Here is a 26,700-nt window from a genome sequence, read left to right as displayed (position 1 = left end):
CGGAGTCCCTAGAATTCGCGTATGACAGGTGTGTGATGCGGGCCCGCGCTGACCCGGAGATGCGGGCCCGCATCCTCCCTCAGAACTTCGTGCTGTAGGAGACGTAGACGCTGCGCGGTTTGCCCTCGAACGGGTAGCCGTAGTAATATCCGGGGCTGCTCGTCGTCATCTCGCCGCGGACGGCCGCCTCGCTGAAGCGCATGTTGCCGTAGCCGTAGCGCTCCGCATAATATTTATCGAAGACGTTGACGACGCGGACCGTGAAGCGGTGGTCCCGTTCCTCGCCGAGCCAGACGCCGAGCGACGCGTTCATCACGAAATAATTGCCGAAGTTGTGGCGGAGCGCGCCGCCCACGCCGCCGGTCGCGAATTCCGGGCCCTGATAGCGCGGATAGAGCGTGACGTGGAAACGCTGGTCCGGGCTGTGCCAGGCGACGGTGCCCTGGATCATGTATTCGGGCGTTTCGTTGATCTGGAGTTTCGAGCCGTCGAGGCGCGCCTGCTGCTTCGTGTAGCTGAAGTTCGCACTCCAGCTCTGGCCGAGCGCGAGGTTGAGCTCGGCGGTAAGGCCCCGGATCTCGGTGATGCGGTCATTGTTGAAGTAGGTGTTGGGCGTGAGACCCGACGTGGTCTGGATGCGGTTGGTGATGTCGGTGGTGAACCAGCCGAGTTCCGCGCTCACCTGCAGGTTGCCGAACGCGTGGCTGTATCCGGCGGCGGCGTTGTAGGTTTCGGTTTCCTCGGTCTTCAGGTCGGGATTGCCGACGAGCGTGGGGGTTTCGTTGAAGAGTTCGGTGTTGCGCGGCGTGCTGTAGGAGGTGCCGCCGTTCGCGCGGATGTAGAAGTCGCCGATCGGCTGGCGGAGACCAAACTTCCAGATCGTTTTCGAATTGAACGCCTTGGCGAAATCGATGCGCGCGGCGAGCGAGATTTTCGTGTCCGGGCTGAAGGGGATCGTGGGGCGCACGTCCGCGTAAAGGCCGGTGATCGTGGTGGAGGCGTTGCCGACCGGGAACACCGGATCGGAGTCGTTCTTGTAGGAGACGACCTGCACGCCGCCGACAACCTCGACCACATCCTTGACCGTGAGCGTGTTGCGGAAATTGAGGCCGAGTTCGCGGAAGCCACCGACCTTGGACGCGTCTCCGAAGCCCTTGTTCGCATAGGGAATGGAGCGGCCGGTCGCTTTGCCGAACGCGATCGGCGTGCGCGTGTCGGGATTGATGCACCCCGCGGGGATGCGGCAGATTTCGGCGTAGGTTTCCGTGTTGTTGAGCTTCGGGTTGCTCCAGTAGCCGGACAGTTCGGTGTAAAGCGCATCCGACCAGCGGCGATCGAGCGAGAAATCGACGATCGGATAACGCACGCGGTTCGGCGAATAGGTCTCGTTGTCGGGGAACGGATCGTGGAATTCGATCTGCGTGTACTGGCCGTTCAGGCGGAATTCGGTCTTGTCGTCGATCTTCCAGAGATACTTGATGCCGATGTTGCTGCGGTTGAGCGGATATTCCTGGATGCCGCCCGCTGCCGCGACGTTGTCGACGTAGGAATCGGGATGGAAGATGCGCGGGCCGTCGGTCTGTACGGTGCCGCCGTAGACCATGATGCTGTGGCGGCCTTCGGAGTCGATCGGGAACGAGGCGTTGCCCCAGATTTCGCGCGTATTGAACGAGCCGTAGTTGGCGCCGAGCTCGAACTTCTTGGTGCCGTCCGGACGCTTGGTGACGAGGCTGATGACGCCGATGCCGCCGTTCGAGCCGAAGAACAGGCTGTTGCCGCCGCGGAACACCTCGGCGCGCTCGATCATGTGCGGGTCGATCGTGGTGGAACCCCAGATGTCTTCGAGCGCGGGGCCGCGATCGTAGAGCGGCACGCCGTCGAGCACGACGAGCGTGTCGCGGTCGCCGCCGCCGTCGAGGCGGATCGTGTATTCGCCTTCGTCGGGCGAATAGCCGATGTTGGCACCCTTGATGAGGAACTGCGCGAGCTCGGCGAAGTTGGTGGCGCCGCTCATCGCGATCTGTTCGGAGGTGACGATCTGGACGGAGTTGCCGAATTCGATGACGCCGGCGGCAAGTTCGCTGGGCTGCTCGAGCTGGCGGCCGGTAACGATGATCGTTTCGGCATTGTCGGCGGCGTCGCCCGGATCGGCTGCGGCCATATCGGCGGCGGCGAGGGCAGGCAGCGCGCAGCTGGTGAGGACGAGGCCAAGAAAAGCACGGGTTAGGGTCGGCATCACGGAAGATTCCCCTTGTTGAAGCGCGTTAACGCGCGCCTTGGCCCGTGACCGGCGAAGGGTTTCCCTCATCCGATTCGCGAGGCCCCGGCGGCGCTCGCCACGGGCAATAGGGGCCGCTCATGACAGCTTTGTGAAGAATACTCATTTCTTGTTGGAATAAAAAATGAGTGTCGGTTTTCAGGGATTTCGCGGCGATGCTTTTCGAAGCGGCTTTGCTTGACCCTGCACGCCGGCTGAGCTTTCCTCAGTGGCGGGGACGGAATCGTTGCAGGCAAAGGGCATTCAATGACGCAGGGCGGCACGCGCGATCAAATGCCGGTGGAAAACGCGTTGTCGCGAATCCGGGTGGCGCGGCCGACGATGCCGAAGGGCGCGGCGCGAATCGCCGACTTCGTGCTGGCCGAGCCGGAACGCGTCGTCCGCATGTCGGTGACGGAGCTTTCGGAAGCCACCGCGTCCAGCGAGGGCAGCGTCATCAATTTCTGCCGCAGCCTCGGTCTCACCGGGTTCCAGCACCTGAAGCTCAGCCTCGCGCAGGAGATCGTGCGGCCTGTCCAGTTCATCCACGAGGATCTGGAGAAGGAGGACGACCTCGAGACCGTGTGCCGCAAGGTGTTCCATTCGGGCATCCAGGCGCTGCGCGACACGCATTCGGTGCTCGATCCGCAGGCACTCGGGCAGGCGGTGGCGGCGATGCGCGCGGCGCGGCGGATCGAAATTTACGGCATCGGCTCGTCAGCCCCGATCGCGGAGGACGCGCACTACCGGATGCTGCGAATCGGCCTCGATGCCCGCGCCATGACGGACAGCCACATTCAGGCGATCAGCGCGTCGCGCACTGGACCCGACGTGGCGGTGCTCACGATCTCGCACACGGGCGCGACGCACGAAACGCTCACCGCCACGCGCCTTGCGCACGAGGCGGGCGCCAAGACCGTGGTGATCACCAATTATGCGCGCTCGCCCATCCAGAGCCACGCCGACATCCTGCTCTACACGATGGCGCGCGAGACGCGCTTCCGCACCGAGGCGATGGCGAGCCGAATCGCGCAGCTCTGCGTGATCGACGCGCTGATTGCGGCGCTTGCGCTTGCGGACTACGACCGCGCGACGGATACGCTGCGGAAAACCTTCGACATCCTGTCGATCAAGCGGTTCTGAGGCTTTCCGCCACCGATTCAAGCGTGCGGCCCGCCGCGCCGCCGATGGTGACGCAGGGCATACCCACGGCGCCTGCGCCGGCGACGTCCGTATCCGGGTTGTCGCCGATCATCAGCGCGTCTTCGGGCCGGATATCGAGGAGGTCGCAGGCGCGCATGAAGAGGCGCGGCGAGGGCTTGCCGACAAGCTGGTAGTCGAGCGGCCGCTTGCCGGTCGCGGCGAGCAGCGCGGCGAGCAGCGCGCCGGTTTCGGGCACGACCTCGCCGCCCGGACCGGGGTGGTTGAGATCGGCGTTCGACACGAGCAGCGCCGCGCCGCGCAGGATCGCGTTCGCGGCGCGTTCAAGCTGGCGAAAGGTGAAGCGCGTGTCGCGCAGCAGCACCACAACCTCCGGCGCCTCGCGCGCGACGGAAATGCCGAGCGCGCGGGCGGCGGCGCGCAGGCGCGGATCGCCAAGGATCATCGCACGGCGCCATGAACTTTCAGCGGCGATTCTGATCGTTTCATAGCCCGCGAGCAGGACGCGATCCGCCGGAATGGGAACCCCCGCCTCTTCGAGGATGCGCGCGATCTGGTGCGGCAGATGCGTGCTGTTGTTGGAGACGATGACCACCCGGTCCTGCCAGCAGGACAGCAGCGTCGCTGCGCCAGGCTGGAGGCGATTGCCGATGGCGAGGCAGCCGTCCCAGTCCACGAGCAGGGCGCGCGGGCGTGTTTCGCCGAAATTGAGGCTGACAGGGGCGCGGCGGACGCCCAGGCTTGCAACTGACACCCCGCCGATCTCCCCGTGGATTCTTGCTTACACTTACTCAATATAGTGATCAGTAATAAATGAGCAAGTCTCAATATCGATCGAGTGGCCTGTTCTGGCGGGGATCGCGGATGTCGCCCGGTTTCAGCGATTTGACGAGCGGCACGTAGGCGCGGCAGGCGATGGTTTCCAGCCAGCCCATGCGGTGCCGCCACGGCTTGTCATGGCCCGCGAACATCGTGGTGCCTTCGAGCGAGGCGGAAATGAACAGGGCGACGGTTTCGCGCTCGTCTTCGGGCAGCGCCGGATTGAGTTCCGCGATCAGCTCGTTGAGGACGGCGCGGGCGCGACGATAGACTTCGTCGACGCGTTCGGAGACGAACGGGTCGTGATTGGCGAGCGCCCAGACTTCCGGGAAAAAGCGTGTCGTCTTCTTGGTGGTGATGTCCTCCAGGATCAGTCTGATCAGGCTTTCGAAGCGCTCCTCCACGCTGGTGCCTTCGTCGTGGCTGATCGCGTCGAACGCCTCTTCGTAGCTGCTGATGACGGCATCGAAGAGCGCGCGGACGAGTTCGTCGCGCGTCGGGAAATAATAGGTGATGTTGCCGAGCTTCATGTCGCAGGCCTTGGCGATCGCCCGCATCGTCACGGCGCGATAGCCCTGCTCGACAAGGATCGTGAGCGCCGCGCGCAGGATCTGCTCCACGCCGTCCTGCCCGCGCGCATAACCGCCCTCGCGAGGGATGACCTTCAGATCCGGGACAATGAACTCAGGCAACAGGGGACTCCTTCTCTCGCCGGAGCATCTAGCGCGCTGATATTGAACCGACAAATTAGTACGCTTGACAAAAATTGGACGTAAGACCTAAATCATTTTCGCGCTTGAGGGAAGTGCGACTCGTCGAAGGGCGATGCCGAGGGAGGGGAATGATGTCACGACGCGCCGGGCTTTTGGCCGCCACGCTGCTGCTTGCCGCGAGCAGTGCACAGGCTCAGCAGGCGTTCCCGCAGCCGCTTCCCGAAGAGCCGATCCCGGCCGTTGAGACGCTGCCCGAACGCTATCCCGACAGCTATGTTTTCGTGCACGACCTGCATTTCAAAAGCATTCTCGACGGGCGCGCCGCGGTCGTCGACGTGTCGAGCCCGGTTTCGTCGGTGAAAGGGCAGGTTCCGGTCGCCCAGTTCGGCACGCTGCTGCCTTCGACGACCGGCAGTGAGATTTATACGGGCGAGACCTTCTTCTCACGCCTGACGCGCGGCGAACGCACCGATGTGATTTCGATCTGGGACAAGGCGACGCTCGCGCACAAGGGCGAAATCGTGCTGCCGGGCGGCAAGCGCGGCCAGTTTGTGACACTGCGGAACGCGATGCAGTTCACGAACGGCGAGAAATGGATGCTCGTCTTCAACTTCACGCCGGGCGCGTCTGTCACGGTCGTCGATCTCGAGGCGCGCAAGATCCTTGGCGACATCGATCTGCCGGGCTGCTCGCTGATGTATCCGACCGGCGCGCGCGGCTTCACGTCGCTCTGCGCGGACGGCACGATGATGACGGTTCTGCTCGACGAAGCGGGCAAGGCGAAATCGACGACAACCTCCAAGGCCGTCAACGACATCGACAATGATCCGTGGTTCATGACGCCCGCGATGGCGGGGCGGACGGCGTGGTTCGTCAGCTTCAAGGGCAAGCTGCGCGGCTTCGATCTTTCGGGCGACAAGCCGCGCGATCTCGGCGGGTTCGCGATGGTGCCCGGCGATGCCGCGAAGGGCTATCGGCCCGGCGGCTGGCAGGTCACCTCCGCCGATGCATCGGGACGCGTCTACGTGCTGATGGACCCCAATGGCACGGACGGCAGCCACAAGAACGGCGGCACCGAAGTGTGGGTCGCGGATACGGCGAAGAAGGCCGTGGCGCGCAAGATCGCGATGAAGAACCACACGCTTTCGATCGAGGTGACAGCGGGCGCGAAACCCTATCTCGTCGCGTCGCGGCCCGACGGCAATCTCGACGTCTACGACGCGAACAGCGGCGATTATCTTCACACGGTCGCAGAGGTCGTGAACGACCCGATGACCATGACGGCGGCAGGCAAATGAGCTTCGCGGGCGACAGCATCGCACTGTTCCTCGCGCTCGTGCTGCTGTCGGCAGCGGCCCACAAGGCGTTCCAGCCCGAACGCATGGCGGGTGCGGCGGCGCGGCTTGCAGGCACGAACGCAGGCTTCGGCAAGGCACTGGCCGCGACGGCCGGCGCGACAGAATTTCTCGCAGCCATGGCGCTGCTGTTCGCCGCAACGCGGCCAGCAGGCGCTGCCATCGCCGCGGGGCTCTGGCTCGTTTACGCCGTACTGCTGGTGCGGCGGCGCGGCGAGGCTTTCGATTGTGGTTGCACCTTTGGCGCGCATACCGCGGCTCCCCGGGTCTTTGCTCCGGCGCGCGCCATCCTTTTTGCAGGCCTTGCCGGGGCGGCGGCGCTGCTCCCCGCAGGCGCGGGATCGCCCGAACCGCTGTTCGCGGCGCTCGCGCTCTTCAGCCTGCAGTCCGCCGCCGGTGAACTGGCCGCCATTCCCCATCCCCATTGGAGGCACGCATGAGCATGATCGTCGTCTCGCAGGTGCTGCTCTGGATCACGGTTGCCGTGCTCGGCGTGCTCGTCGCGGCACTCGCGCGGCAGGTGGGCGTGCTTCACGAACGGATCGCCCCTGCCGGTGCGCTGACGCTGCATCAGGGCGTGAAGGTCGGCGACGCCGCGCCGGAAATGCATGTCAAATCACTCAGCGGTGACGCTGTCGTGATCGGCGGCGCACGCGGCCGCAGCCAGCTGATCTTCTTCCTGTCGCCCGACTGCCCCATCTGCAAGACGCTGCTGCCGGTGTTCAAATCCGCTGCTGCCGCCGAGCGCGGGTGGCTCGACGCGATCCTTGCGAGCGACGGCGATGAGGCCGCGCATCGGCGCCTGATGATGGCTGAGGGCCTCGCAGGCTTTCCCTATGTCCTCTCCGAGGATCTCGGGCGCCGCTTCGGCGTCTCGAAACTGCCCTATGCGGTGCTGATCGGCGAAGACGGAAAGATCGCCTCGCTCGGTCTCGTCAATACGCGTGAACATCTCGAAAGCCTGTTCGAAGCCAAGGAGCGCGGCGTCGCCTCGTTCCAGGACTTCCTGGCGAAGCGATAAGGGGAAAGCGGGCCATGGCCATCGACAAGATCACCGAAGCGCTCACCCGGCGGGTGGCGAAAACGACCTCGCGCCGCAGCCTGCTGACGCTGATCGGCGGCGCGATCACCGGCGCGGCGGCGTTCCCAGTGCTGCCCGTCTCGCGCGCCTATGCCGCGGCAAACCCGGCGCACGGCGGCGCGGGCGGCGGCGTTGCCCCGCAGCCGACCGGCAACCCGCAGGATCCCGGCGATCAGGCGAGCTGCGACTACTGGCGCTACTGCGCGATCGACGGATTCCTCTGCTCATGCTGCGGCGGCACCGCGAGCACCTGCCCGCCCGGCACGGAAATGTCGCCGATCACGTGGATCGGCACCTGCCTCAATCCGGCCGACAATCGCTCCTACATCATCAGCTACAACGACTGCTGCGGCAAATCTTCGTGCGGGCGGTGCCTCTGCAACCGCAACGAAGGCGACCGGCCGATGGTGCGGCCGCAGGAAAACAACGACATCAACTGGTGCCTCGGCACGTCGAGCGCGATCTACAATTGCTCGACGGCGGTCATCCTCGGCGTGGCGCTGGAGAAATGACGATGCTGCGCATGGCGGCTGCAATGCTGATGATGGTGCTGCCAGCCGCTGCCCAGGCGGCGGATGGTCCGGCGCTCTACAAGCGCTGCGCGGCGTGCCATCTTGCAACGGGCGCGGGCGTGCCGGGTGCGTTTCCCTCCCTCAAGGTCGAGCCCGCAATGCTGGCCGCGAAACCCGATGGGCGGCGTTTCCTGGTGCTGGCGGTGACGCGTGGCCTTTCCGGGCCGCTCGTTGTCGACGGCAAGACCTATCGCGGGGTCATGCCCGCGCAGCCGATGAAGGACGACGAGGTCGCGGCGGTTCTCAACCACGTGCTCGATACGATCGCGGCGGCCGACAAAAAGGTGAAGCGTTTCAGTGCCGACGAAGTGGGCGGCATCCGCAAGGGCGGCGCGGCGCTGACACCGCGGCAGGTCGCCGAACTGAAAGCCGCCATCAAGTGATGCTGCGCGGCATCCTCGCGCTCGCGGCTCTCGCCGGTGTGGCCGGTGCGGGGCTTGCTGCGCAGGGTGTCACCCGCGAAACCGGCGTTTCCAATCCGGCGCTCGCGCGGCAGAACTGGATGCTGAAATGCCAGGGCTGCCACCGGTCCGACGCCACCGGCACACCCCAGACGACGCCTGCAATGGCGGGGATCGTGGCGAAGTTCCTGCATGTTCCGGGCGGGCGCGAATATCTGGGGCGCGTTCCCGGCGTCGCGACCGCGCCGGTTAGCGATGCGGAACTCGCGGACCTTTTGAACTGGACGCTCCACCGGTTCGACGGCGCGCACGTTCCGGTGGATTTCAAACCCTATACGGCAAGCGAGATCGGCAAGCTGCGCAAAGAGCCGCTGCGCACCGACGCGCCTGCGATGCGGGCCGTTCTTGTCGAGAAGATCAATGCTCTTGCGGAGGGCGGCGACACATAATTCGGGGAAACAAAAAAGGGGAAGGTCTGATTATGAAGATTAAAGGACGCGCGGCGTTTTCCGCCGCCATCGTGCCGCTGCTGCTCACGGGTACGGCGGGCATTGCGCACGCGCAGGAAACCGCGGAGGTCGCGGATACGGAAATCGTCATCACCGCCACCAAGCGTGCCGAACGGCTTCAGGACGTGCCGATTTCGGTCTCCGCGATCGGCGGCGATCAGCTTTCGAAATCGCGCGTGACGAATGCCGATGATCTCGTCACCAAGGTCGCAAACCTGCAGCTGACCAGCATCGTCGGCGACAACACGCCGATCTTCGCGCTGCGCGGCGTTTCGATGTCGGATTACAGCCTCAACCAGTCGCGACCTATTACGACGAGGTCTACAAGGGCAATTTCGCGTTCCTCGGCGTCGCCATGTACGACCTTGAACGCGTCGAGGTGCTGCGCGGCCCGCAGGGGACGCTCTACGGCAAGAACACCACGGGCGGTGCCGTCAATCTCATCAGCCGCGCGCCGGAACTCGGCGAGACGAGCGGTTATCTGAATTTGGGTTACGGCAATTACAACCGCATGGATGCGAACGGCGCGATCAACGTGCCGATGGGCGACAAGGCGGCGGCGCGTGTCGCGTTCAGCTTCGCGCGTGCGGACGGCTGGTTCAAGAACCAGCTGCCGGGCGAGCCCGACCTTGCGGGCGTGCGCGAATATGCGGTGCGCGCGTCGGTCCTGCTCGAACCTTCGGACGGCGTGCGCTTCGTGCTGCGCGGTTCCACGAGCTATCAGAACCCGCGCAACTACGGCATCTTCGCGCAGCCCGCGGATGTGCATCGCGTCGGACTCGGCAAGCGCGAGATCGAGGCGAACGTCACTGACCGCCGCCGCGCGCGCACATATTCACTGGCGCTGACCGGCAACATCGACGTGTCGGATACGCTCACCGTCACCAGCATCACCTCGTGGGACAAGGGCAAGCTCTCGTTCTATGAAGATACCGACGGCACGGCGACCGAACTGCTGGAGATCCCGTATTACGACAAGGCGAACCAGTTCGCGCAGGACCTGCGGCTGACGAGCGACACGGGCGGTCCGTTCGATTTCATTCTCGGCGCGTATTACAACCGCGAGAAGGTGTTCAACAGCACCACCTTCGAAATCGCCAAGGATGTCGATTCGGACGGTCTTCCCGGCGTGACCGATGCCGACTGCGCGATCGGCCTGCCGCTCGGCTGCCTGTTCGCCAACAGCTTCGATCAGGTGAAGAAGAGCTTCGCGCTCTACACCGACATGAATTACGATATCAGCGAGTCCATCACGCTGCGCGGCGGTCTGCGCTATACGCACGATACGGGTCGGCAAACCGACTTCGAATCGAATGCGCTGGGCCCCAATGGCGTGCTGGTGGTGAATCTGATCCCGCCGTCAAACCTCAAATACAGCACCGACAATATTTCAGGAAAGATCGGTCTCGACTACAAGCTCGCCGACGGCAATCTTCTCTATGCGCATTTCAGCCGGGGCTACCGTGCGAGCAGCTTCAACGCGCAGGCGTTCTTCGATCCGTCCGAGCTTTCGATCGCGAAGCCGGAAAAGGTGAACGCATACGAGATCGGTGCCAAGACGCAGTTCGCGGGGCGTACCGTCACGCTCAATCTCGCCGCCTTCTATTATGATTACCGCAATCAGCAGTTCATCAACGTCGATCCGGTGACCGCGGCGCAGACGCTGCTCAATATCAATAAATCGCGGATCATGGGCGGTGAGGCCGAACTCAGCGTTCGGGCAAGCGACATGGTTTCGTTCCGCGCCGGACTCGGCCTTCTCGATTCCAAGATCAAGAAGGGTACGGTGAGCGGTGTCGACGTCTCGGGCAACGAGCTGTCGAACGCGCCCTCGCTGACCTTCAACGGTGGCGTCGATCTCACGGTGATGGATTCGGACGCCGGCAAGCTCAGCCTGCACGGCGATGTGAGCTATTCGTCGAGCCAGTATTTCGAAGTGCTGAACGTGCCGCGGCTGCAGCAGGGCAGCTATGCGATCCTCGGCGCGCATATCGACTACGAAACCGCGGACGGGCGCTGGAACGCGTCGATCTGGGGCAAGAACCTCGGCAACAAGTTCTACTTCACCTCGCGCGTCGATCTGCTCGCGGGCTTCGGGTTCGATTATAATCACATCAGCGCGCCGCGAACCTACGGCGTGACGGTTGGGTACAAGTTCTAAAGACGACGACACTGGGGAAGGATCGGTTATGGACGACTATCGGCTGCTGATCGGCGGCGCGCTGGTGCCGGGCGACATGACAATGGATGTCATCAACCCGGCGACGGAAGAGGTGCTCGCCGTGTGTCCGCGCGGATCGGAAGCCCAGCTCGATGCTGCGGTTGCCGCCGCGAAGGCCGCCTTCCCCGCATGGTCGCGGCGTTCCATGCAGGAACGCCGCGATCTCCTCCTGAAACTGGCCGACGCGATCGAGGCGAAGACGGACAGCTTCGCCCGCCTGCTGACGCAGGAGCAGGGCAAGCCGCTTTCCGAATCGACGGCCGAGATCGTCTACACGGCGGCGTTCATGCGTTACCTCGCGTCGCTGGAACTCAGCGATCGCATCCTTGAGGATAATGACAACCGCCGTGTCGAAATGCGGCGGCGGCCGCTCGGCGTGGTCGGCGCGATCATCCCGTGGAACTTCCCGGTGCTGATCGTGGCGTTCAAGATGCCGGTGGCGCTGCTCGCGGGCAACACGATCGTCCTCAAGCCCGCGCCGACGACGCCACTGACGACTTTGAAGCTCGGCGAGCTTTGTGCGGAGATTTTCCCGGCGGGCGTCATCAACATCGTCACCGACCAGAACGATCTCGGCGGCAAGCTTACGACGCACCCGGATGTCGCGAAGATTTCGTTCACCGGCTCGACCGAGACGGGCAAGAAGGTGATGGCGAGTGCCGCGTCCACGATCAAGCGCATCACGCTCGAACTCGGCGGCAACGATGCGGCGATCGTGCTGCCGGATGCCGATCCGAAGGCGATCGCGCCCGGCATCTTCGGCGCCGCGATGATGAATGCGGGGCAGGTGTGTCTCGCCGTGAAGCGCGTTTATGCGCATTCGTCGATCTATGAAGAGCTCTGCGCGGAACTTGCGCGGCTCGCGGACGAAGCGATCGTCGACGACGGGCTCGCGCAGGGCGCGCAGATCGGGCCGCTGCAGAACAAGATGCAGTACGAGAAGGTGAAAGGCTTCCTGGTTGATGCGCGCGCGGCGGGCACGATCATCGCGGGCGGCGATGTCGTCGATCGGCCCGGCTACTTCATCCGGCCGACGATCGTGCGCGACGTGACGGACGGCACCCGCATCGTCGACGAGGAACAGTTCGGACCCGTGCTGCCGGTGATCCGCTACGACGATGCGGAAGACGCGCTCGTGCGCGCCAACGCCTCGCCGTGGGGCCTTGGCGGATCGGTGTGGGGCAAGGACCGCGACACCGCCTATGACATCGCGACCCGCATGGATTCAGGTACGGTGTGGATCAACAAGCACCTCGATTTTGGGCCGAACATTCCCTTCGGCGGCGCCAAGCAATCCGGCATAGGCGTGGAATTCGCCGAAGAAGGCCTGCACGAATTCACGCAGGTGCAGATCATCAACGAAGCGCGATGACGGCGCCTTTCGAATGGAATCCGCCCGCGCGAACCAATTTCGCGCGGGATCGGATGCAGTCGCTTGCGCGGGAGCGCGGGCAGGACCGTGCGCTACTGTGGGTGGACGCGAGCGGGCAGGTTGAGGACATCAGCTTTGCCGCGCTCGACGAACGGGCGGCGAAGGCTGCCGCGGTTCTGAAAAACGCAGGCGTGCAGCGCGGCGACACCGTGCTGATCCTGCTGGCGCGCGAACTCGAATGGTGGGAGCTGATGCTCGGTTGCCTGCGGCTCGGCGCGATCGCTTCGCCCGGCACCGTGCAGCTGATGCCCAAGGACATCGCCTATCGCCGCGCGGCGGCAAAGGCCGTATGCGTGGTTGCGGGCGCGGATATCGCGGACCGCGTGGATGCTGCGCTTGGCGACGATCCCATCGCGAAGCTGCATATCGGCGGCCCGCGCGCGGGCTGGGGCGATTATTCGGCGCTTGCGACGAAGGCGGAGCCGCTGGACGAGATCGCCGACACCGCGTTCGACGATCCGGCGCTTTGCTATTTCACCAGCGGCACCACGGGCAATCCCAAGATGACGATCCACGGCGCGGGCTATCCGCTCGCACACGAGATCACGGCGCGCACCTGGCTCGATCTCGGCCCCGGCGATCTGATGTGGAACGTGTCCGACACGGGCTGGGCGAAGGCGGCGTGGTCCAGCCTGTTCGCGCCGTGGATGATGGGCGCGGGGATCTTCGCCTATCACGCGCCGGGGTTCGATGCGGAGGCGGTGCTTGGCCTCCTTGCCAAATATCCGGTGACGACGCTGTGCGCGCCGCCGACCGCGTATCGCATGTTCGTGCGCTCCGATCTCGGCACGCGGCGCTTCGAAACACTGCGGCGCTGTGTCAGCGCTGGCGAACCGCTGAACCCGGAGGTGATCGACCTGTGGCGCACGGCCACCGGGCTTTCGATCCACGACGGCTATGGCCAGACCGAAACCGTGATGCTGTGCTGCAACCGCGCGGGTGCGGAGCGGCAGGGCGCGATGGGCAAGCCCGCGCCGGGCATCGATCTTGCCGTGATCGGCGAGGCGGGCGAGCGCCTGCCGCCGGGCGAGGAGGGCGACATCGCGCTGCGCGTTGCGGAAGGACGCCCGCCGGGGCTGTTCCTCGGCTACCGCGACGATGACGAGCGCACGGCGAGCGTGTTCCGGGATGGCTGGTATCTGACCGGCGACCGCGCCTTCGTGGACGAAGACGGCTTCTTCTGGTTCGTGGGCCGCGCCGACGATGTGATCCTTTCGGCCGGATACCGGATCGGGCCGTTCGAGGTGGAGAGCGCGCTGTTCGAGCATCCGGCCGTCGCCGAGAGCGCGGTCGTGGCGAGCCCCGATCCGACGCGCGGCGAGGTGGTGAAGGCGTTCGTCGTGCTCGCCGCCGGGCACGATGCTTCGGATGCGCTCGTCGAGGCGTTGCAAACGCACGTGAAATCCACGACGGCGCCCTATAAGTATCCGCGCAAGATCGAATTCGTCGCATCGCTGCCAAAGACAGTGAGCGGCAAGATCCGGCGCAAGGAATTGAGGGAGCAGGAATGGTCCGGGGAGAATCGCAAGAGCTGAGCCACGTCGTTGGGGCAAGCGAACCGCCGCTGATCGAGAAGACGATCGGCGCGATGCTGGCCGAGGCGGCGGCGCGCGATCCGGACGGCGAGGCGCTCGTCGTTCGCCATCAGGGCGTGCGGCTGACGTGGGCGGAGTTGAAGCGGCGCAGCGACGCGGTGGCGTGCGGGCTGCTGGCGGCGGGCGTGCGGCCCGGCGACCGCGTGGGCATCTGGGCGCCGAACTGCGCGGAATGGACGATCCTGCAATTCGCGACCGCGACGGCGGGCATGATCCTCGTGACGATCAATCCCGCCTACCGGACGAGCGAGGTCGAATACGCGCTGAAGAAGGTGGGATGCCGCGCGCTGGTGACGGCGGTGCGCCACAAGACGAGCGACTATGTTGCCATGCTGCGCGAGCTGATGCCGGAGCTTGCAGCGGCGACGCCCGGCACGCTGCGCGCGCGGGCGCTGCCGGACTTGCGCCTCGTCGCCACGATCGGCGAGGAAGCGCACGCGGGCTGCCTGCGCTTCGGCGATCTGGAGGGCGCGGTGGACGCGGCGCAGCTCGCGGCGATCCCCATCGACGCGCACGACGCCGTGAACATCCAGTTCACCAGCGGCACCACGGGCTTCCCCAAGGGCGCGACGCTGACGCACCGGAACATCCTCAACAACGGCTATTTCGTCGGCGCGGGCATCGGGCTTTCGAAGGCCGACAAGGTGTGTATTCCCGTGCCGCTCTATCACTGCTTCGGCATGGTGATGGGCAACCTCGCCTGCCTCGCGCACGGGGCGACGATGGTCTATCCGGCGGAGGCCTTCGATCCGCTTGCGGTGCTGGAAACGGTGGCGGCGGAACGGTGCACGGCGCTTTACGGCGTGCCCACCATGTTCATCGCGGTGCTCGGACGGCCGGAGTTCGACAGCTTCGACGTGTCGTCGCTGCGCACCGGCATCATGGCGGGTTCGCCGTGCCCGATCGCGACGATGCGCGAGGTGATCGACCGGCTGGGGATGCATCAGGTGACGATCGCCTACGGCATGACCGAGACGAGCCCGGTGAGTTTCCAGAGTGCGATGGACGACCCCATCGAGGAGCGCGTCTCCACCGTGGGCCGCGTGCAGCCGCACCTTGAAGTGAAGATCGTCGGGCCGGACGGCGAGACGCTGCCGCGTGGCGAAGCCGGCGAGCTTTGCACGCGCGGCTATTCGGTGATGCGGGGCTACTGGGACGATGCCGCGCGCACGGCGGACGCGTTGGACGAGGACGGCTGGATGCATACCGGCGACATCGCGACGATCGACGCCAAGGGCTATTGCCGAATCACCGGCCGCATCAAGGACATGGTGATCCGCGGCGGCGAGAACATCTACCCACGCGAGATCGAGGAGTTCCTGCTGACGCACCCGCACATCGCGGATGCGCAGGTGATCGGCGTGCCGGACGACCGCTACGGCGAGGAACTGTGCGCTTGGGTGATGACGCGCGGCGGCGCGGCGCTTTCCGAGGAGGAGGTGCGCGAGCATTGTCGGGGCCGCATCGCGCACTACAAGGTGCCGCGCTATGTACGGATCGTGGAGACCTTCCCGATGACGGTGACGGGCAAGGTGCAGAAGTTCGTGATGCGCGAGACGATGATCGAGCACCTTAAAGGCTGACTCTTACTCGTAGCGTGGTAGTAGCTATTCCGGCTTAGTTGGCACGCGAAAGGCTTCCTTGAGCAAGTTACACATGAGCATGATCGCGATCATGCTCATGTAGGCGGTAAAAGCCCACCAGAGCCATGCTTTCAGAAGTTTTACCTCTGCTTGGAACAGGTCTTTGAACTCACCGGCCGAATGGTCGACTGCGTATTCCAAGGCATCTCGATAGCCGTAAGCATAGAAAGCAAAGATTGATCCAAGGATCGAAACAAAGGCGAAAATTACAAAGGCGACGCGATTATAGGCGTCGGGGCGTTTTGCCGCGACAGTTCCCATGGCGCCTGCGAACGTCAGTCCGACGGTTACGAACATTTCAAGCATGTTTCCCCCAATTCTCGATACTTCATCAGAACTATCATTGAGTCCAGCTGCAACATTGGAAACCATTTCCGATTGCATAGATGGAAGCGGTTTGGGAACTTGGAGGGTAACGCGCGTGCGTCTCGTTTTTTTCGCCTAAGCGAACAGCCTGCGCGCGCTCGCCATGCGTTCGAGCGCGGCATCGATCGTCGCGTCGGTTTTGGCGAAGCAGAATCGCACCACCGATGTGACCGGTGTTTCCGCGTAGAACGCCGAGACGGGAATCGCGACGACATCGCCTTCGCGCGCCAGCCGGTCGCAGAATGCCACGTCATCGATCGCGATGCCCGAGGCGGCGAGATCGACCGACAGGAAATAGGTGCCCGCGCTTGGCAGCGTCTTCCAGCCCGCCGCTTCGAGGCCGCTTGCCAGCCGGTCGCGCGAGCGGGCGAAATCTGCGCGCATGGTGGTGAAATAATCGTCCGTCTTGCCGAGACCGTAGGCAATCGCCGCCTGCAGGTTCGGCGGTGTCGTGAAGGTGAGGAACTGGTGCGCGCGGGCGAGCGCGTGGGTAAGTTTCGGCGCGGCGCACATCCAGCCGACCTTCCAGCCGGTGAGCGAGAAGATCTTGCCGCCAGAGCCGATCTTCACCGTCCGCTCCCGCATCCCCGGTTGCGCCATGATCGGCGAATGCGCGCGGCCATCGAACACCACATGCTCCCACACCTCGTCGCTGATGACGACGGCGTCGTGCGCGATGACGAAGCGCGCGAGGAGCGCGAGTTCGTCTTCGGAGAACATCGTCGCGGTGGGGTTGAGCGGGTTGTTGAGGAGGACGATGCGGGTGCGCGGGGTGAAGGCCTCCGCGAGCGCCGCTTCGGTCAGCCGCCATTCGGGCGGCTCAAGGCGGATCAGCTTCGGGACGCCGCCTGCCTGGCGCACCATCGGCAGATAGGCATCGTACATCGGCTGGATCATCAGCACCTCGTCGCCGGGGCTGACGAGCGCCATGATCGAGGCGGCAAGCGCTTCGGTCGCGCCCGATGTGACGGTGATCTCGTGCTGCCAATCGAGATCGATGCCCTGATGGCGGCGGTAGTGATCGGCAATCGCCTGCCGAAGCTCCGGGATGCCGGGCATCGGCGGATACTGGTTGTAACCGTCGGTGAGCGCGCGGGCGCCGGCTTCCAGCACGTCGCGCGGCCAGCCCGCATCGGGGAAGCCTTGCCCGAGGTTGATCGCGCCCGTTTCGCGGGCAAGCGCGGACATCTTCTCGAAGATGGTGGTCGGCAGGTTGGCGTAGAGCGGATTCATGGAGATGTTTCATAGGTGAGCGGAAACCGCTTCGCCAGCACCGCCGTCATGGTTAAGAAAACATCATGGTTGCAAGCATATTCGCCGAGGCCGCGGAGGCCATTATCGCCGTGGGGCGCGCATTCGACGCGCGGGGCTGGGCGCCTGCGACGAGCGGGAACTATTCGGTGCGGCTGAATGACGGCAGCTTCGCCGTGACGGTTTCCGGGTGGCACAAAGGACGCCTGACGCCGGACGGGGTGATGCGCGTGGATGCGGCGGGCACGTCGCTCGACGGCAAGCGGCCGAGCGCGGAGACGGCGCTGCATCTGTCGCTCTACCGCCGATTCCCGGAGGTCGGCGCGGTGCTGCATAGCCATTCGCCGCAGGCGGTGGCGTTGTCGCGTGCGCTTGGCGGGAACTGGACGATCCGCGGCCATGAACTGGCGAAGGCGTTTCCGGGCATGACCACGCATGACGCCGAGATTGCCGTTCCGATCGTCGAGAACAGTCAGGACATGGCCGAGATCGAGGCTGCGATCGCGCCGTATCTGGCCGAAGAAATGCCGCCGCCCGCCTATCTTATCCGCGGGCACGGGCTCTACGGCTGGGGCCGCGACATCGCGGAGGCCGAGCGGGTGATCGAGGCGGCGGAATGGCTTGCCGCGTGCGAGGTCGCCGAACGCAGCATGAGGAGGGACGCATGAGTCATCTTGCCGTTTATGCGGAGGACGCGCCGGAGCGTCCGCTTCTGGAAACCGCCGATGCTGCCGAGATCGCGAAGACGCTGGACGCGATCGGCGTGCGCTTTGAACGTTGGCCGACGCGGGATGCCGGGGACGACACGCTCGCGGCCTATGCCGAGGAGATTGCGCGGCTGAAGGCAATCGGCGGCTATCAGGCGGTCGACGTGGTGAGCATGGCGCCCGACCATCCCGAGCGCGCCGTGTTCCGGCAGAAGTTCCTTTCCGAGCACCGCCACATGGAGGACGAGGTGCGTTTCTTCGTGGAGGGCGAAGGCCTGTTCACGCTCCACGAGGACGGGCGGGTGTTCAACATGCTGTGCACGAAGGGTGACCTCATCGCCGTGCCCGCCGGGATGCGGCACTGGTTCGACATGGGGCCGGCGCCGCGCTTCACCGCAATCCGCCTGTTCATCAATCCCGATGGCTGGGTGGCGCACTTCACCGGCGACGACATCGCGGACCGCTTCCCGCGACACGAACCGGTGCTCGCCTGAATGGTGCGCGCCGTTCTCACCGACATCGAGGGCACGACGAGCAGCATCGCCTTCGTCACCGACACGCTGTTCCCCTATGCACGGGCGCGGCTGGCGGACTGGATCGCAACGCACGCCGCCGAGGCCGCGCCGATCCTGAAGGACGTGCCGGGCGATCCGGTGGAGACGCTGACGCGCTGGGTCGACGAGGACCGCAAGGAGACCGCGCTCAAGACGCTGCAGGGGCTGATCTGGGCGGAAGGCTATGCGGACGGTACGCTGAAGGGACACGTCTATCCCGATGCCGCCGAGGCGCTGCGGCGCTGGCACGCTGAGGGGGTCGGGCTCTATGTCTATTCGTCGGGCTCGGTTGCGGCGCAGAAATTGATCTTCGGGTACAGCAACGCGGGCGATCTGACGCCGCTGTTCTCCGGTTATTTCGACACCACCACGGGGCCGAAGAAAGAGGCTGACTCATATCGGCGCATTGCTGCCGAAATCGGCCTTCCGGCGGAGGACATTCTGTTCCTTTCCGACAGCGTTCCCGAAATCGACGCCGCGCGCGGGGCGGGCCTGAAAACCTGTCTCGTCGACAGGGAGGCGGGGAAGGGCGACGTTGCCTCGTTCGCGGAGATTGTGCTGTGAGGCTGGAGGGCGAACACCGACGCTCGATCGCGCGCACGGCGGACGGCAAGGGCGCGCGCATCCTCGATCAGCGCCGCCTGCCGTGGGAGATCGTGTGGGTGGAGTTGCGCTCCGCCGCCGATGCGCAGCGCGCCATTCGCGAAATGTGGACGCGCGGGGCGCCGCTGATCGGGGCGACGGCTGCCTATGGTCTGGCGATGGCGCTCGCCGAAGATGGATCTGATGCGGCGCTGGACGCGGCTTACCACTTGCTTGCTGAAGCGCGGCCTACAGCGGTGAATTTGCGCTGGGCGCTCGATGAGGTGGCGAAGGCGGTGCGGCCGCTGCCCCCATCCGCGCGCGGCGCAGCGGCGTTCGCGCGCGCCGATGCGATCTGCGACGAGGATGTGGCGCTCAACCGCGCGATCGGTGCGCACGGGCTCGAATTGCTGCGCGATCTTCATGCGCGGAATCCGTCGCGCCCGCTGAACATCCTGACGCACTGCAATCCGGGTTGGCTGGCGACTGTTGATTACGGCACCGCGACCGCGCCGATCTATCTGGCGCAGGACGAAGGACTGCCGGTGCATGTGTGGGTGGACGAGACGCGACCGCGCAATCAGGGCGCGCTGCTCACTGCGTTCGAACTCGCCGGGCACGGTGTGCCGCACACCGTAATTGCAGACAACACGGGCGGGCTTCTGATGCAGCGCGGCGAGGTCGATCTGGTCGTCGTGGGCACCGACCGCGTGACCGCGAACGGCGACGTGTGCAACAAGATCGGCACCTATCTGAAGGCGCTCGCCGCGCACGACAATGGTGTGCCCTTTTACGTGGCGCTGCCCTACACGACGTTCGACCCCGCGACCCCAACCGGGGCGGATGTGCCCATCGAGGAGCGCCATCCCGACGAGCTTGCGCTGTTTACCGGACCCGGCGCGGAGGGGTCCGCGACCGTGCGCGTCACGGCCTCTCCTACCTACAACCCGGCCTTCGATGTTACGCCCGCACGCCTTGTCACGGGCTTCATCACCGAACGCGGCCTGCTGGAGCCAACCGCGCTCGCATCCTGACGGGTTCGGGAACGCCTTTCGCAGGCGCGCGTTGTTCTGTGCACACCCAAATGGAGGACTATCGGCCATGTACGGAACAGCAACACGCGAAGGTGCGCGAAGCAGGGCTGGGCTGATCGGGCTCGCCGCGGGCCTCGGCGCCGCTGCGGCGGCATTCGCCGGATGGCGCTTCTTCCGCAATGGGAAGACGGGGCACGGAGCGGCGGCCTTTGCCCCGGGTGAAGCCGATCCCCAGAATCTCGACAAGACACGCTCCGCCGGACAAGAGGCGATGCGCGACAAGCCGAAGCAGGAATGGGACAAGGTCGATCAGGCAGTCGATGAGTCGTTCCCCGCCAGCGACCCTCCCGCGTACTAGCGCGGGCGATGGCCGAGACGCTCTCTCCGGCGCTGCCGGATGCGCTGGAGCGCGCGGTAAACGCGGCGCTCCAGCGTTTGCATGAGGCGGGGCTCAAGGTCGGGACGGCGGAGAGTTGCACGGGCGGCTTGCTCGCCTCGCTACTCACCGATGTGCCGGGCTACGGCCATGTCTTCGAATCAGGCCTCGTCGTCTACACGGACGCGGCGAAACAGCGTCTCCTCGGCGTCGATAGCGGGTTGATCGAAGCGCATGGGGCGGTCTCGCGCCCGGTCGCGGTCGCCATGGCGGAAAATTTGTGCACACGTTCAGAGATTGATCTCGCCTTGGCGATTACCGGTTTCGCAGGACGGGCCGGCCCGGGCGACGAACCCGGCCTCGTCTATCTCGCCCGGGCGGGAAGAGGCACGCCCACTGTGTGCCGCGAAGAGCATTTCGGCGACATCGGACGCGGCGCGACGCGCCTGAAATGCATCCAAGCCGCGGTCGCCCTTCTTGAGGACGGTATCGCGCATACCGCCTGAATCGCCCCCGCCCACCAAGTCTTTACGCGCCCAAAGGCCCGTGCTCTACCGGTGAGAGACGAGGGGGAGGGTGCATGACTTCGACTTTCAACCGTCGCGAACTGCTCGCGGCTGGCGGCGCGGTGATAGCTTTTGCGGGGGGCGGCGCGTCGGCCTTTGCCCTGGGCTCAGCTGGGGTCCCTGCAGGGGCGATCGTCGTGAATGCACTCGGCGGCCTCTCCAATCCCAATGTCGAGCCCTCCGAGCGCAAGGAAGCTTCGGGCTGGACGTCGACCGATGCGGTGATCGACCGGCGCGTGATCGATGACGCGCGTGCATCCGGTCTTACCGCCGTCAATATTACCCTCGGACATGTCTTTGGCCCAAACGAGCCGTTCGAGCAGACCGTGCGCGAGATCGCGCACTGGGACGCGGTGGCGCGCCGCTATCCGAACGATCTCGTGAAGATCGAAAGCGCAGGCGACATCCTGCGCGCAAAACGCGAAAACCGCATCGGCCTCATCTACGGTTTCCAGAACACGACGATGCTGGGCAGCGATCCGAGCCGCGCCGATGTGTTCGCCAATCTCGGCGTGCGGATCGTGCAGCTGACATATAATCCCGCAAATGCTGTCGGCGACGGATCGATGGCGCCGGAGAACCGAGGCCTCACGCCGTTCGGGCGCGAGGTCGTCGAGCGGCTGAACGCGAACCGCGTGATGGTCGATCTGTCGCACAGCGGCGAGCAGACCTGCCTGGAGGCCGCGCGCATCTCGAAGCAGCCGATTTCGATCAACCACACCGGCTGCCGCGCGCTTACCGATCTGCCGCGCAACAAGACCGATGCGGAGCTGCGTCTGGTGGCCGAGCGCGGCGGGTTCGTCGGCATCTATTTCATGCCGTTCCTCAATCCCACGAGCAAGGCGACGGCGGACGATGTGGTGGCGCATATCGAGCACGCCGTGAATGTTTGCGGTGAGGATCATGTCGGCATCGGCACCGATGGTGGCATCACCACGATCGACGATCTGAATGCCTACAAGGCGAAGATCGCCAAGGAAATTGCGGACCGGCGCGCGGCGGGCATGGGGGCCAAGGGCGAGAATCCCGATACGCTACCCTTCGTGATCGACCTGCGCGGGCCTTCGCAGTTCCACGATCTCGCGGACCGCCTGCGGCGGCGCGGGCATTCGGAAGCCCGCATCGAGAAGATCCTCGGCGTGAATTTCGTCGCCTATGCAAAGCGCGTGTGGGGCGCATAGAGAGGCGCGAAGGGAAATACCATGTCCGACGCGATGATTGCTTTCATCAACACGACCTTCGTGCCCGTGGGCCTGATGCTCATCATGTTCAGCATGGGGCTGACCTTGCGGCTCGGTGATTTCGCCAGGGTCATCACGGACGGCCGTGCGCCGCTCGCTGGACTTGCCGGGCAACTGCTGGCGATGCCGCTGCTCGGCCTTGCGATCGGCATACTGTTCCGCCTGCCCCCCGAGCTTGCGCTCGGCATCTTCATTCTCGGCATTTGCCCGGCGGGGACGACCTCAAACGCGCTCACCTTCATCGCGCGCGGCAATGTGGCGCTGGCCGTGGTGCTCACGGCCTTGTCGAGCCTCGTGACCGTGTTTTCGATCCCCGTGCTGCTGCAATGGGGGCTGCGCCATTTCGGGCTGGAGGGCACCGTGCCGGCGCTTTCGGTTGCCGATACGATGTTGCAGCTTGCGCGGATCACCGTGCTGCCGGTGGCGGCGGGGATGCTCGTTTGCCGATTTGCGCCAGAGGCCGCGCGCAAGATGAGCGGCTGGCTGCGACCCGTTTCGATGATCGTGCTGTTCGGCGTCATCGCGTTTGCCGTCGGCGTCAGTGCCGAAATGGTGCTCGCCAACCTGCTGAACGCCGGCCCCGCAATCTGGACGATGAACATCGTTGCGATGGCGGTGGGGCTCGGTATCGGCCGGGCTTGCGGTGTCAGCAGCCGGGATGCGATGACGCTTGCCATCGAGGTCGGCGTGCAGAATGTCACGCTTGCGACCTTCCTCACGCTCACCGTGCTGAACAGCCTGCCGCTTGCCGTTACCCAGAACATCTATGGAGTTGCCATGATCGTGAATACCCTGCTTCTCGTACGCTGGTTCCGCGCGCGTTTCGCCGGAGACGCTGCATGAGTGCGCCGCTGATGATCGTCAGCGCGGCCGATACCGAGCGCCTGCTCGGCTACGAGGACTGCATCCGTTTGGTGCGCGAGGCGATGGCGGCGCTTTCGCGCGGGGAAACGCGGCAACCGCTCAGGAACATCGTTGACCTCAATGGCGGCAATGCGTTCGGCGTGATGCCGGGCGCGATGCTCGGCGGCACGTTCGGCGCGAAGATCGTCAGCGTCTATCCGGGCAATTTCGCGATGGGCAAGCATTCGCACCAGGGCATCGTCGTGCTGTTCGAGCCCGAAGGCGGCGCGCCGGTCGCGATCATCGACGGCAGTATCGTCACCGCGATCCGCACGGCGGCCGCTTCTGCGGCGGCAACCGATGCGCTCGCGCGGCCGGGCCCGTCGCGGCTTGCGATCCTCGGCTACGGCGAGCAGGCATGGCGGCACGCCGCGGCGGTGCGCTATGTGCGGCCGATCACCGGCGTCAGCGTGTGGGGACGCTCATCTGAGCAGGCCGAGCGGTTCGCGCTGCGGGTGCGCGAGGAGCTTGGACTCGATGCCCAGGCCGCGCCCGATGTGGCGAGCGCCGTTCGCGACGCCGACATCATCTGCACGACGACGGCGGCGGCGGAGCCGATCCTCGCGCTTGCCGACGTGAAACCGGGCACGCACATCAACGTCGTCGGTTCGAGCCGCGCCGGGCCGGCCGAGATCGCGAACGATCTTGTCGCGGCGTCGCGCTTCATCGCCGACTATCGCCCGGGCGTGCTTGCGCAGGGCGCCGAGTTCCTGAACGCGAAGGCGGCGGGGGTTGTGGACGATGCGCATGTCGTCGGCGAGATCGGCGAGGTGTTCGGTGGGACCCTGGCGGGGCGCACGAGCGACGATGAAATCACCATCTACAAGTCGCTCGGCCACATCGTGCAGGATCTCGTGTCGGGCTGGCACGTTTTCGAGGAAGCGAAAAAGCTGGGCCTCGGGACGACCGCACCGTTCTAGCGGGCGTCCGCTCGCTTGGTGCGGAGCGTCGGCGCGGCGGCGGCGGGATCGTCGGGCCAGGGGTGCCGGGGATAGCGGCCGCGCATCTCCTTGGCGACCGCCGCCCAGCTTCCCGACCAGAAGCCGGGTAGGTCCTTCGTCGTCTGGATCGGGCGTCCCGCGGGCGAGGTGAGCCGCAGCACGAGCGGCACGTTTCCGGCGACCACGGGATGCGCGGCGAGGCCGAAGAGCGCCTGCACGCGAAGCTCGACCGCCGGGCCGCCCTCGGCCGCATAGTCGATCGCGTGATGGCTGCCGAGCGGCGAGACGAAGGCTTCGGGGGCGAGGCGATCGACGGCGGCCTTGCCCGCCCAGCCGAGACGCGATTCGAGCATTTGCGTGAGCGCGGAGGCGTTGACGGCGGCAAGCGCGCGTTTGTCTTCGAGGAGCGGCGGGAGCCAGTCGTCCATGTCGGCGGCGAGCGCCTCGTCGCTGATGTCCGGGATCGAAGGATCGACGCGGCGCGCGAACGTTGTGCGGCGTTGCAGCGCGCGGGCATGGTCCGAAAAGGGTAGCGTCGCGACGCCCTCCTTGCGCGCGGCTTCAAGAAGCGCGGCGATGATGGCGGCGGGATCGGGGCGGTCGTCCTGCCCGGACGACAGGGCGAGGTTGCCGAGGCGGCGTTCGCGCGTTGCGAGGATGCCGCCTGCGCCATCGGCGCGGACGCGGCGGACCGTTTCGATGTGGTCCGCGAACAGCGATTCGATGAGATCGGGGGCGATGGCGGAGGCGGCGAGGATGCGGGCGCCCGAGGCCGCGCCCTGCACTTCGGCGACAGCGAGATAGGCTTGCGCGGCGAGCGGCGAGGCTGGATCGAGCCGGAAGCCGCGCCCGCCCGAGGATGCCCAATCCTCGCCCGTGCCGCCGCGCCGTTTCGCGATGCGGTCCGGAAAGGCGAGCGCGATGCACGCGGCGACGGGGCCTTCGCCGTCACCGCCGGCCATGCGCTGCCAGCGTCCGGCAAGGCCGCGTGCGGCATCGGCCCGCGTGCCGCGCTCGCGGCGCCAGCGGGCGAGGCGCTGTTCAAGGTCGGTGTCGTTGCCGCCAAGCCCGCGCTCCGACAGCAGCACCGCAACCTCGGCAGCGGTCTTGCCCCAGCCGCGCTGGGCGGCGGCGAGCATCATGTGCGCGAGGCGCGGGGGTAGCGGCAGCTCGGCGATGCGGCGGCCGTGCGCTGTCGGGCGGTTCTCTGCGTCGAGCGCATCCAGCAGCCGCAGACGTTTGCGTGCCTCCGAAACGGCGGCGGCAGGCGGCGGATCGAGCCAGCGCAGGGATGCGGGATCGGCAGCGCCCCAGATCGCGCAGTCGAGAACGAGCGCGGAGAGATCGGCTTCGAGGATTTCGGGCGGGTCGAACGGCGGCATCCCCGCCGTCGCGGCCTCTTCCCACAGGCGGTAGCACACGCCCGGCGCCTGCCGCGCGGCGCGGCCCGCGCGCTGCGTGACGGCGGCCTGGCTCGCGCGTTCGGTGACGAGGCGCGTCATGCCGCCGCCGCGATCGTAGCGGGCGCGGCGGGCGAGGCCCGAATCGACGACGATGCGGACGCCGTCGATGGTGAGGCTGGTTTCGGCGATGCTGGTGGCAAGCACCACCTTGCGCCCGTCCGCGTCCTTGCGGATTGCGGCGCGCTGCGCGGCGGGGTCGAGGCTGCCGTGCAGGCGGTGGAGCGTGATGCCGGGAAGCCCCTCCAGCCGCTCGGCGGTACGCTCGATCTCGGCGACACCGGGTAGGAAGGCGAGGACGTCGCCATCGGCCTCGGCGAGCGCGCGGCGGATCGCAGAGGCCATGCCGTCCTCTATGCGCTGCTCGGAGTTACGGCCGAGATAGAGGATATCGAGCGCATGGCTGCGGCCTTCGCTTTCGATGACGGGGGCGCCGTCCAGCAGCTTGGAAAAGCGGGCACCGTCGAGCGTTGCCGACATCGGCAGGATGCGGAGGTCGGGGCGCAGCGCGCCCTGTGCATCAAGCGCGAGCGCGAGGCCGAAATCGCTGTCGAGGCTGCGCTCGTGGATTTCGTCGAAGAGCACGGCGGAAACACCCGCGAGTTCGGGGTCGGCCTGGATGCGGTTGCGGAAAATGCCCTCGGTGAGCACGAGGATGCGTGTGTCCTTGCCGTGTTTGCTGTCGAGCCGGGTGGCGTAGCCAACGGTCTTGCCGACGGGTTCGCCCGCAAGCTCCGCCATGCGTTCGGCGGCGGCGCGCGCGGCGAGGCGGCGGGGGGAGAGCAGCAGGATTTGTCCCGTACACCAAGGCTCGCCCATGAGCGCGGGCGCCACCGCCGTGGTCTTGCCCGCGCCGGGTGGCGCAACGAGCACAGCGGACGCACGTTCGCGCAGCGCCGCGAGCAGTGCGGGCAAAACGGCGTGGATGGGCAGGGCGTCGCTCACGCCTGCCCTTTAAGA

At 65.9% G+C, this 26,700-nt stretch carries 26 protein-coding genes; 20 read left to right on the top strand and 6 right to left on the bottom strand.

The features are described 5' to 3' along the window. Positions 1-79: 79 nt before the first annotated feature. Entirely contained in the window at positions 80-2,236 is a 2,157-nt protein-coding gene (locus tag H2052_RS06055) for a TonB-dependent receptor (protein ID WP_293779175.1), read from the bottom strand. Between the two features lie 288 nt (positions 2,237-2,524). On the opposite strand from H2052_RS06055, the gene H2052_RS06050 reads away from it, so the two are divergent. Next, the gene (locus H2052_RS06050) at positions 2,525-3,400 is read left to right on the top strand and encodes a MurR/RpiR family transcriptional regulator (RefSeq protein ID WP_293779173.1); all 876 of its coding nucleotides are present in this window, start codon (positions 2,525-2,527) and stop codon (positions 3,398-3,400) included. Here H2052_RS06050 and H2052_RS06045 read toward each other — a convergent pair. Together H2052_RS06045 and H2052_RS06040 are read right to left on the bottom strand one after the other, a co-directional pair. Beyond that, complete coding sequence (locus H2052_RS06045; RefSeq protein ID WP_293779171.1) at positions 3,387-4,172, bottom strand: HAD family hydrolase; 786 nt, start codon at positions 4,170-4,172, stop codon at positions 3,387-3,389. The two genes, H2052_RS06050 and H2052_RS06045, sit on opposite strands and share 14 nt — an antisense overlap. Before the next feature lie 70 nt (positions 4,173-4,242). Continuing rightward, the gene (locus H2052_RS06040) at positions 4,243-4,929 is read right to left on the bottom strand and encodes a TetR/AcrR family transcriptional regulator (protein ID WP_293779169.1); all 687 of its coding nucleotides are present in this window, start codon (positions 4,927-4,929) and stop codon (positions 4,243-4,245) included. A 152-nt stretch (positions 4,930-5,081) separates the two neighbouring features. On the opposite strand from H2052_RS06040, the gene H2052_RS06035 reads away from it, so the two are divergent. From H2052_RS06035 to H2052_RS05990, 10 genes are all read left to right on the top strand, one after another. Beyond that, positions 5,082-6,248 carry an amine dehydrogenase large subunit gene (locus tag H2052_RS06035; protein WP_293779167.1) on the top strand — a complete coding sequence of 389 codons (1,167 nt, stop codon included), beginning with the start codon at positions 5,082-5,084 and terminating at the stop codon, positions 6,246-6,248. After that, positions 6,245-6,745 carry a MauE/DoxX family redox-associated membrane protein gene (locus tag H2052_RS06030; RefSeq protein ID WP_293779165.1) on the top strand — a complete coding sequence of 167 codons (501 nt, stop codon included), beginning with the start codon at positions 6,245-6,247 and terminating at the stop codon, positions 6,743-6,745. Before H2052_RS06035 ends, H2052_RS06030 begins: the two co-directional genes overlap by 4 nt. Then, on the top strand, positions 6,742-7,326 hold the full coding sequence (locus H2052_RS06025; RefSeq protein ID WP_293779163.1) for a redoxin family protein: 585 nt from the start codon (positions 6,742-6,744) through the stop codon (positions 7,324-7,326). Before H2052_RS06030 ends, H2052_RS06025 begins: the two co-directional genes overlap by 4 nt. Before the next feature lie 14 nt (positions 7,327-7,340). Beyond that, positions 7,341-7,898, top strand: coding sequence for a methylamine dehydrogenase light chain (locus tag H2052_RS06020; RefSeq protein WP_293779161.1), 558 nt, complete (start codon positions 7,341-7,343; stop codon positions 7,896-7,898). Beyond that, positions 7,895-8,341 (top strand): cytochrome c, encoded by a 447-nt coding sequence (locus H2052_RS06015; RefSeq protein ID WP_293779159.1) that lies wholly within the window; start codon positions 7,895-7,897, stop codon positions 8,339-8,341. The genes H2052_RS06020 and H2052_RS06015 overlap by 4 nt, the downstream gene beginning before the upstream one ends. Further along, a complete protein-coding gene (locus H2052_RS06010; protein ID WP_293779157.1) occupies positions 8,341-8,808 on the top strand; it encodes a cytochrome C in 468 nt (155 codons plus the stop codon). The genes H2052_RS06015 and H2052_RS06010 overlap by 1 nt, the downstream gene beginning before the upstream one ends. 571 nt (positions 8,809-9,379) lie before the next feature. Next, positions 9,380-11,029, top strand: a complete 1,650-nt coding sequence (locus H2052_RS06005; RefSeq protein WP_366484307.1) for a TonB-dependent receptor — start codon at positions 9,380-9,382, stop codon at positions 11,027-11,029. Positions 11,030-11,057: 28 nt separating this feature from the next. Continuing rightward, complete coding sequence (locus tag H2052_RS06000) at positions 11,058-12,461, top strand: aldehyde dehydrogenase family protein (RefSeq protein ID WP_293779155.1); 1,404 nt, start codon at positions 11,058-11,060, stop codon at positions 12,459-12,461. After that, entirely contained in the window at positions 12,458-14,056 is a 1,599-nt protein-coding gene (locus tag H2052_RS05995) for an AMP-binding protein (RefSeq protein ID WP_293779153.1), read from the top strand. The genes H2052_RS06000 and H2052_RS05995 overlap by 4 nt, the downstream gene beginning before the upstream one ends. After that, entirely contained in the window at positions 14,029-15,699 is a 1,671-nt protein-coding gene (locus H2052_RS05990; protein ID WP_293779151.1) for an AMP-binding protein, read from the top strand. Before H2052_RS05995 ends, H2052_RS05990 begins: the two co-directional genes overlap by 28 nt. A gap of 24 nt (positions 15,700-15,723) precedes the next feature. On the opposite strand, the gene H2052_RS05985 is transcribed toward H2052_RS05990, so the two are convergent. After that, positions 15,724-16,131 carry a hypothetical protein gene (locus H2052_RS05985; RefSeq protein ID WP_293779150.1) on the bottom strand — a complete coding sequence of 136 codons (408 nt, stop codon included), beginning with the start codon at positions 16,129-16,131 and terminating at the stop codon, positions 15,724-15,726. 69 nt (positions 16,132-16,200) lie between these two features. Then, positions 16,201-17,358, bottom strand: a complete 1,158-nt coding sequence (locus H2052_RS05980) for an aminotransferase (protein WP_293779148.1) — start codon at positions 17,356-17,358, stop codon at positions 16,201-16,203. A 65-nt stretch (positions 17,359-17,423) separates the two neighbouring features. Between H2052_RS05980 and H2052_RS05975 the strand changes: the two genes are divergently transcribed. The 9 genes from H2052_RS05975 (at position 17,424) to H2052_RS05935 (ending at position 24,259) form a co-directional block, all read left to right on the top strand. Then, positions 17,424-18,044: a methylthioribulose 1-phosphate dehydratase gene (locus tag H2052_RS05975; protein ID WP_293779146.1), complete on the top strand. Its 621-nt coding sequence runs from the start codon at positions 17,424-17,426 to the stop codon at positions 18,042-18,044. Then, positions 18,041-18,577 carry a cupin domain-containing protein gene (locus H2052_RS05970; protein ID WP_293779144.1) on the top strand — a complete coding sequence of 179 codons (537 nt, stop codon included), beginning with the start codon at positions 18,041-18,043 and terminating at the stop codon, positions 18,575-18,577. The genes H2052_RS05975 and H2052_RS05970 overlap by 4 nt, the downstream gene beginning before the upstream one ends. Then, positions 18,578-19,201, top strand: coding sequence for an acireductone synthase (gene mtnC / locus H2052_RS05965; protein ID WP_293779142.1), 624 nt, complete (start codon positions 18,578-18,580; stop codon positions 19,199-19,201). Next, the gene (gene mtnA / locus H2052_RS05960; protein ID WP_293779140.1) at positions 19,198-20,253 is read left to right on the top strand and encodes an S-methyl-5-thioribose-1-phosphate isomerase; all 1,056 of its coding nucleotides are present in this window, start codon (positions 19,198-19,200) and stop codon (positions 20,251-20,253) included. Before mtnC ends, mtnA begins: the two co-directional genes overlap by 4 nt. Positions 20,254-20,320: 67 nt before the next feature. Beyond that, a complete protein-coding gene (locus H2052_RS05955) occupies positions 20,321-20,611 on the top strand; it encodes a hypothetical protein (protein ID WP_293779138.1) in 291 nt (96 codons plus the stop codon). A gap of 8 nt (positions 20,612-20,619) precedes the next feature. Further along, a complete protein-coding gene (locus tag H2052_RS05950) occupies positions 20,620-21,135 on the top strand; it encodes a CinA family protein (protein ID WP_293779136.1) in 516 nt (171 codons plus the stop codon). A gap of 74 nt (positions 21,136-21,209) precedes the next feature. Then, the gene (locus H2052_RS05945; protein WP_293779134.1) at positions 21,210-22,376 is read left to right on the top strand and encodes a membrane dipeptidase; all 1,167 of its coding nucleotides are present in this window, start codon (positions 21,210-21,212) and stop codon (positions 22,374-22,376) included. A gap of 21 nt (positions 22,377-22,397) precedes the next feature. Next, positions 22,398-23,279: a bile acid:sodium symporter family protein gene (locus tag H2052_RS05940; protein WP_293779132.1), complete on the top strand. Its 882-nt coding sequence runs from the start codon at positions 22,398-22,400 to the stop codon at positions 23,277-23,279. Beyond that, positions 23,276-24,259 carry an ornithine cyclodeaminase family protein gene (locus H2052_RS05935; protein WP_293779130.1) on the top strand — a complete coding sequence of 328 codons (984 nt, stop codon included), beginning with the start codon at positions 23,276-23,278 and terminating at the stop codon, positions 24,257-24,259. Before H2052_RS05940 ends, H2052_RS05935 begins: the two co-directional genes overlap by 4 nt. Here the strand turns inward: H2052_RS05935 and hrpB are convergent. Then, positions 24,256-26,685, bottom strand: coding sequence for an ATP-dependent helicase HrpB (gene hrpB / locus H2052_RS05930; protein ID WP_293779128.1), 2,430 nt, complete (start codon positions 26,683-26,685; stop codon positions 24,256-24,258). The two genes, H2052_RS05935 and hrpB, sit on opposite strands and share 4 nt — an antisense overlap. Positions 26,686-26,700: the final 15 nt, after the last annotated feature.

Source organism: Sphingosinicella sp. (assembly GCF_013911755.1).
Lineage (GTDB): Bacteria > Pseudomonadota > Alphaproteobacteria > Sphingomonadales > Sphingomonadaceae > Sphingosinicella.
Note: the sequence above shows the minus strand (reverse complement) of the source record. Positions and strands in the feature narration are given on the sequence as shown.